Source organism: Chromatiales bacterium (assembly GCA_020445605.1).
Lineage (GTDB): Bacteria > Pseudomonadota > Gammaproteobacteria > JAGRGH01 > JAGRGH01 > JAGRGH01.
The window spans coordinates 22,432-29,440 of sequence record JAGRGH010000009.1 but is presented as its reverse complement, the minus strand read 5'-3'; the positions used below and the strand labels follow the sequence as shown (position 1 = coordinate 29,440).

General features: G+C 53.8%; 7 protein-coding genes. 6 read left to right on the top strand and 1 reads right to left on the bottom strand.

What is annotated here, in order from left to right:
* Positions 1-281: 281 nt before the first annotated feature.
* Positions 282-1,142 (bottom strand): LysR family transcriptional regulator, encoded by an 861-nt coding sequence (locus tag KDG50_01980; protein MCB1864171.1) that lies wholly within the window; start codon positions 1,140-1,142, stop codon positions 282-284.
* Between the two features lie 118 nt (positions 1,143-1,260).
* Between KDG50_01980 and KDG50_01975 the strand changes: the two genes are divergently transcribed.
* The 6 genes from KDG50_01975 to KDG50_01950 all read left to right on the top strand — a co-directional run bounded on the left by KDG50_01975 (position 1,261) and on the right by KDG50_01950 (position 7,009).
* Positions 1,261-1,623, top strand: coding sequence for a TusE/DsrC/DsvC family sulfur relay protein (locus KDG50_01975; GenBank protein MCB1864170.1), 363 nt, complete (start codon positions 1,261-1,263; stop codon positions 1,621-1,623).
* A gap of 26 nt (positions 1,624-1,649) precedes the next feature.
* Entirely contained in the window at positions 1,650-2,198 is a 549-nt protein-coding gene (locus tag KDG50_01970; GenBank protein ID MCB1864169.1) for an HPP family protein, read from the top strand.
* Positions 2,199-2,292: 94 nt separating this feature from the next.
* Complete coding sequence (locus KDG50_01965; GenBank protein ID MCB1864168.1) at positions 2,293-2,919, top strand: CBS domain-containing protein; 627 nt, start codon at positions 2,293-2,295, stop codon at positions 2,917-2,919.
* Between the two features lie 825 nt (positions 2,920-3,744).
* The gene (locus KDG50_01960) at positions 3,745-5,448 is read left to right on the top strand and encodes a c-type cytochrome (GenBank protein MCB1864167.1); all 1,704 of its coding nucleotides are present in this window, start codon (positions 3,745-3,747) and stop codon (positions 5,446-5,448) included.
* A gap of 48 nt (positions 5,449-5,496) precedes the next feature.
* A complete protein-coding gene (locus tag KDG50_01955) occupies positions 5,497-5,838 on the top strand; it encodes a cytochrome c (protein ID MCB1864166.1) in 342 nt (113 codons plus the stop codon).
* Positions 5,807-7,009: a protein nirF gene (locus tag KDG50_01950; protein MCB1864165.1), complete on the top strand. Its 1,203-nt coding sequence runs from the start codon at positions 5,807-5,809 to the stop codon at positions 7,007-7,009. Before KDG50_01955 ends, KDG50_01950 begins: the two co-directional genes overlap by 32 nt.

Genomic DNA, 7,009 nt, shown 5'->3' with positions numbered 1-7,009 from the left:
TTGGCAGTGCCTGTCAGTGCCAGATGTTGCCAAACAGCAATGCTGGGTAAGTGATAGGTTTTGTGAGTTCGCTGCATCCTGATGCCTGCAGGTGCCAACCAGTGCCAGATCTGCGCTACTCCCACTCTATTATCAATAAGCCGTTTTTGTCTTTCATGTTCAATGGCTTATTTTCCTGCTAAACAGTAATACCATGAAAAATACCATACTCAAAAATCCTTCAAAATGCCCTGAAAAATTGACGAGTGAAAGCTGTCACACGGAGCCATCTCATCGTCATCCTAACTCAGAGCCGCTTGCTGTTCCTCGCTTGCGAGTGTACGCAGTTGTGCCAGCCCGAGTTCAATGGCGTCACTGTCTGCTTCCCTCGGAAACACCATGAATGCCGGATGAGGAAACTCCGGCGCATCTGCGACGCGATACAGGCGTTCTTGTTGAATGAAACTACGTGCCATACGAATGGGCAAATAACACGAACCACCGTTTGACAAGATGATCTGAATTCCCAGCCATCCAATATTGACAACCTGCGCTGGCCGCTCCAGGTCTGGGTAGCTCTCTCGGTGCCGTGCATAAAAACCTGGTCCCCACTCAACATACACATAGTCCTCTCCAGGCCAACGTGTGTTCGGGTCGGTGCTGACCATAACCAGGGTCTCATCGAACAGATGTTCCACAATCAAACCTTGCGCATGACTCGGTGTATACATGAGGCCGATGTCCAAAGTGCCTTCTACCAGTCGTCGCATAAGGTCTTCCTCGAAGCCGATCTCGCTGCGTATGGACACATCGGGCGCTGCACGACGCATACGCCCCACCCAGCTTGGCAAAAACTCTTCCCAAAGGGCTATTCGGCCACCAACCCGCAGGCTGGCGCGGAAACGACTGGGTAAACCGACATCATGACGTGCCTGCTCAATGGTCAGAACCAGCGTCTTGGCATGCTGCACAAACCGCTGCCCCGAAGGGGTCAGGCTTGCCCCGGACCGGTTACGCACAAACAACTTCGTGCCGAATTCTTCCTCCAGTTTCTGTATACGGACACTGACTGTCGAGTGCGTAACATGTAAGCGCCTGGACGCCTCCAGAAAACTGCCGTGAGCCGCAATGGCAAGAAACGTACGCGCCTGCTCAATATCCATTTTGGTTCAAACAACCTTTAATGTCGGATTATTCGACATTATTATTGAATATATTTCACTATTCAAACATTTAATGCTCCATTATGGTGTTTGGAGTTGAGTAAGGCAGGAGTACGCCATGAATCCCCCAAAATTAAAAACCGAGCCCCTGAAATCTCTGGAAGATCTGCAACGCGATGAAGAAGGCTTTCTTCTGAGTGCCGATGACTGGGAACCCGACCTGATAAGCGAACTGGCGGCCGAGGCCGGATTACCTCTGACAGCCGAACGGCTTGCCGTTATCGAGTTCATACGGTCGTACTTTGAAGCGAATCAAAGTGTGCCGGAAGCACGTGTCTTGCTCAAGCACATGGAACAGATCTGGGGTCGGGAAAAAGCCTCTCGGCGATACCTGTACGGACTGTTTCCGCGCGGTTATGGGCAACAGGCCTGCAAGATCGCAGGAATGCGCAAACCGCGAAAACTGATGCTGGATGTCTGACAACGCCTACCAATCAAAATAGCGTCATGAACTGGATTCAATCCTATTTTGAGAAGTTCCGTGGAGGCAAGCGAGTGCCGCCCGCAGCCCCGTATCATGAGGTGTTGTGGTCAGCGCTTGGCGCCTTTCTGGGAATACTCGCTGTCTATAAAATCGGGAATTTTGAACGGTTTCACATCGCGGATTCATTGTTTCTCGTTGGCTCGTTTGGCGCCAGTGCCGTATTGATCTATGGCGTACCCAAAAGCCCATACGCGCAACCGAGAAATCTGGTTCTTGGCCATACCGTATCCGCTGCCGTCGGAGTCGCCTGCGCCTTACTACTGGGCCACCTGCCGGCGATCTCTGCCGCACTGGCGGTATCGCTGGCATTAACAGCCATGCATTTAACCAATTCCATTCACCCGCCAGGAGGAGCAACGGCACTCATTGCCGTGATTGGTAGTGAACAAATACACCAAATGAAATTCTGGTATGTGCTTGCACCCATTTTTACCGGTGTCGTAATCATGCTTTTCGTCGCCTTGCTGGTAAACAACTTGTCGCCACACAGACGCTACCCGGAATTCTGGTAATAAAAAAGCGACGTTTTATGTCAACAGTAGCAAGCGCGTGATCCGTAAAGATTGTCGGCCTGTATTACGCGATACGTGAACCTGGAGAGAAATGATGACGAAAAAATCATCAGATCGTCGACCACAACTCGAAGACTACCAGCGCGCACTGGAAAGCATGCAGACGTTTATGGATATCACTGCCGATGACCTGATGACGCTCGCGCAGCAAGCAGAACATTACGCACAATTACGCGAACATGAATCGCTAACAATAAGAGAAATCATGACGCAGCCTGTGCATGTTATACACGCAGATACACGGATGAGCGAAGCAGCGGATATTATGGTAAGCAAGCGAATAAGCGGATTGCCCGTCGTTGATAACGACAAGAAGCTCATTGGTATACTGACGGAAGCGGATTTCCTGCGTGAACTGGGAGTGCCTTTCTTGCACCCATCCCAAAACGTATGGGAGACACTTGGATCGCTGTTCAGCCATACACCCATACTTAGCGAGAGTAATGGCCCCGATGATTTTGTGAAGAATCACATGTCAAGTAACGTTGTCACGATCGAACCGGACAAAAGCGTGCATGATGCAGTCGATCTGATGAAACAGCATCTTGTAAAGCGTTTACTGGTCAGCACAGACGGTAAAGTTGAAGGTGTCGTCACAAGGTCAAACCTTGTTAGGTTATTCTTTGCGCGATATACAAACCAGCATCAGCAAGATCAATGATCAGCTTGGGATCAAAAGGCTGCGAATGAATCCGGCAGATACTACCTAGAGCCCAAAGAAAATCGGACTGAGAGATTGCCTATGTGAGGTGATCGGTACCCGATTGCGTGGCTTGCGGTCTGTAGCGTCGCTTTTTAGCCAGTTCCATGTGGCTTGTTTCCTCTTCCTTGAGTAGTTTTACCTGGTTTGGACTGATCACTTTTTATGCAACTGGGTAGCCTGCCAACGATTGCGCTATGCAAACCCGAATCCGACTGATAGGGATTTGGCTATGCCGAAAACTTACTCCCTATCTCCCACAATTGGTTTCTTTCCGATGGCTAGCACGACGAATCCAGGCGCGACGGCGTGAACACATTATTGATGTGGGTTAGGGTCAGGTTCATGCACGGTCACGATTCCATGCTTGCATGAGGGTGGCGATACCATGATTTATACCATTGAAAAATTCGAGTAACTGCTTGCCGATACCTGCCAGTGCCAGATATTGCCAGACAGAAATGTGGATAAGTGATTGGTTTTACGTGATTGCTGCGTCTTGGTGCCTGCTGTTGCCAGCCAGTGCCAGATCTGCGCTACTCCCACTCTATTGTTAATAAGCCTTTTTTGTCTCTTATATTCAATGACTTATTCTCCTGCTAAACGGTAATACCATGAAAAATACCATGCCCGGGAATTACTGCGTGTCGCAGTAAAAAGTACTTATGAATGCAATCAAATGGGCGCCTTGATTTTAATCAAGGACACCCGCCCGGCAACACCTTTATAAGTTTGCGGCACCCAGCTTCAGTCAACAGATACAACAGAAACGGAGGAGCCGTCACAATGAAATTGTACAAAATTACCCTCGCGATCTCCGCGCTCTGCCTCGCAGTCGCCCAGGTGCACGCCAAATCCGATTCAGAGCTCGATACCGCCTATGAAGGCGCACCCAGTGGCATCGATCCCTCAAAAGTTCGCGATATCATCGACTCGGAAGGTCCGGAGATGACCAAGGCCGAGTTCGAAGTCGGCAAGAAGATCTTCTTTGAGCGCTGCGCAGGCTGTCATGGCGTACTGCGCAAGGGGGCAACCGGCAAACCGCTGACCACCGATATCACACGCTCACGAGGGGATGCCGCGCTCAAGGCGTTCATCACCTACGGCTCGCCCGCCGGAATGCCGAACTGGGGGACTTCCGGTGATATGACCGAGGAAGAGATCGACATCATGGCGCGCTACCTGCAGCACGAGCCGCCAACCCCGCCGGAGTGGGGCATGAAGGAAATGAAGGACTCGTGGAAGGTCCATGTGCCGGTGGCCGAGCGTCCGACAAAGAAGATGAATAACTACAATATCGATAACATCTTCTCGGTCACACTGCGTGATGCCGGTCAGGTCGCGATCATCGATGGGGACACCAAGAAGATCATCAACATCGTCAATACCGGCTATGCGGTACACATCTCACGTATGTCATCTTCCGGCCGTTACCTGTTCGTGGTCGGACGTGATGCCAAGGTGGACATGATCGATCTGTGGATGAAGACACCGGACAAGGTCGCCAGCATCAAGGTCGGACTCGAAGCACGTTCCGTTGAGACTTCCAAGTACAAGGGTTACGAGGACAAGTTCGCCATCGCCGGTTCCTACTGGCCGCCACAGTACGTCATCATGGATGGTGGGACACTCGAACCCAAGCAGATCGTCTCCACCCGCGGTATGACCGTGGATACCAAGGAGTACCATCCTGAGCCACGCGTCGCTGCGATCGTTGCTTCGCACGAGCATCCGGAGTTCATCGTCAACGTCAAGGAGACCGGCAAGATCCTGCTGGTCAACTACAGCGATGTAGATAACCTTTCGGTCACCACCATCCCTGCAGCACGCTTCCTGCACGACGGCGGCTGGGACAAGACCCATCGTTACTTCCTGACCGCGGCGAACAAGTCCAACAAGATCGCCGTCATCGACTCCAAGGATCGCAAGCTCGAAGCCCTGGTCGATGCTACCGAGATCCCGCACCCCGGACGTGGCGCCAACTTCGATCATCCCAAGTACGGGCCAGTCTGGTCCACCAGTGCGCTCGGTAACGACAACATCACCCTGATCGGCACTGATCCGGCGAAACACAAGCAGAACGCGTGGAAAGTGGTCGACACCCTGCACGGCATGGGTGGCGGTTCGCTGTTCATAAAGACCCACCCCAAATCGAAAAACCTGTGGGTAGATGCCCCGTTGAACCCGGATGCCGGCATCAGCCAGTCAGTAGCGGTATTCGATATCAACAACCTCGACAAGGGTTTCGAAAAGTTGCCGATCGCCGAGTGGGCCGATGTCGGTGAAGGTCCGAAGCGCGTGGTACAGCCGGAGTACAACGCGGCTGGCGACGAGGTCTGGTTCTCGGTGTGGAACGGCAAGACCGAGAAGTCGGCACTGGTCGTGGTCGATGACAAGACACGCAAGTTGAAGAAGGTCATCAAGGACGACAGACTGATCACACCGACCGGCAAGTTTAACGTCAAAAACACCGTGCACGACATCTACTAACGGTTAGAACGCGCCCGGAGAGCCTGACTCCCGGGCGCGTGACCGGTTATGGGTATGTCGATCATGCACGGTGCCAGGCTATATGGGTTATTCCTCGGCGTAATGACCGTTACAGCAGTGTGTGCAGCGTCACCGGCTCCCGAACGCCAGCAGGAACTGCGGAATCTGCTGACTCAGGACTGTGGCTCCTGCCATGGCATGCGACTGACCGGCGGGCTGGGACCTCCCCTGACACCCCGGGCACTGAATACCAAATCGCGCGAACGGTTGACTGCCGACATTCGTGATGGTCGTCCAGGGACGCCAATGCCGCCATGGAAGAACCTTCTCAGCGACGACGACATAGCCTGGCTGGTTGATGTGCTGCTGGAGGGTCAACGGCGTGAATAAGTTCGTTCTCGTCCTGCTGATTGCTTGCAGTTCGTTATCCATAGGTGCAACGGCACAGACCGGGTTGCGTGGCACCGGAGACCTGGGTGTCGTCATCGAGCGGGCCAGCGGCCAGGTACTGGTCATCGAGCACTCCAATAACACCCGCCTCGCCGAAGTAGACGGGCTGGGCGACCTGTCCCATGCCTCCGTGGTGTTTTCGCGTGATGCCCGCTATGCCTATGTGTTCGGGCGCGACGGGGGTTTGAGCAAGATTGACCTGTTACAGGCCGGGATCTCCAAACGCATCTTGCAGGCCGGTAACAGTATCGGCGGCGCCATATCCCAGGATGGCCGACTGGTCGCCGTATCCAACTATGAGCCTGGCGGTGTCCGTATTTTCGATGCCGAAACGCTGGCGCCGGTCGCGGATATACCGGCGGAGTATGCGCCGGGTAAATTTTCCAAGGTTGTCGGCCTAGTGGACGCCCCCGGCAATCGCTTCGTATTTTCACTCTACGATGCCGACCAGATCTGGGTTGCGGATCTGTCCGATCCAGACAAGCCGGCAATCACCCATTTCAATAACATCGGTCGCGCGCCCTATGACGCGCTGATCACACCGGACGGTCGCTACTACATTGCCGGGCTTTTCGGTGAGCCCGGCCTGTCACTGCTTGACCTGTGGCATCCCGAGCAAGGCCCGCGCCGCATACTGGAAGGTTATGCAAAACGCGACGAACAACTGCCGGTTTACAAGATGCCGCACCTGGAAGGCTGGGCGGTTGCCGGTGAGCGCGCCTACATTCCGGCGGTAGGGCAGCATAAGGTGCTGGTGATCGATACCCGGAGCTGGCAACAGCAACAGGCCATCGAGGTCCATGGTCAGCCTGTTTTCGTCATGGCCAGGCCCGACGGCCGCCAGGTCTGGGTGAATTTTGCACACCCGGACAACGACACGGTACAGATCATCGACGTTGAAACCGCAACGATCATCAAGACGCTGAAACCCGGCAAGGCCGTGTTGCACATGGAGTTCGCTCCGCGTGGCGAAAAGGTCTGGATCTCGGTGCGGGATGAAGACCGGGTGGATGTCTACGACACCGACAGCCTCGAGCGCATTGCCGAGCTTCCGGCACAAAAACCCAGCGGTATTTTCTTCACGGACCGCGCACACCGGACAGGCCTGTAG

Bases quoted from the DNA above. Each gene is read 5' to 3' on its own strand.
- KDG50_01955 (MCB1864166.1), top strand. From the start codon at position 5,497: ATGGGTATGTCGATCATGCACGGTGCCAGGCTATATGGGTTATTCCTC.
- KDG50_01970 (MCB1864169.1), top strand. From the start codon at position 1,650: ATGAACTGGATTCAATCCTATTTTGAGAAGTTCCGTGGAGGCAAGCGA.
- KDG50_01960 (MCB1864167.1), top strand. From the start codon at position 3,745: ATGAAATTGTACAAAATTACCCTCGCGATCTCCGCGCTCTGCCTCGCA.
- KDG50_01950 (MCB1864165.1), top strand. From the start codon at position 5,807: ATGTGCTGCTGGAGGGTCAACGGCGTGAATAAGTTCGTTCTCGTCCTG.
- KDG50_01980 (MCB1864171.1), bottom strand. From the start codon at position 1,142: ATGGATATTGAGCAGGCGCGTACGTTTCTTGCCATTGCGGCTCACGGC.
- KDG50_01975 (MCB1864170.1), top strand. From the start codon at position 1,261: ATGAATCCCCCAAAATTAAAAACCGAGCCCCTGAAATCTCTGGAAGAT.
- KDG50_01965 (MCB1864168.1), top strand. From the start codon at position 2,293: ATGACGAAAAAATCATCAGATCGTCGACCACAACTCGAAGACTACCAG.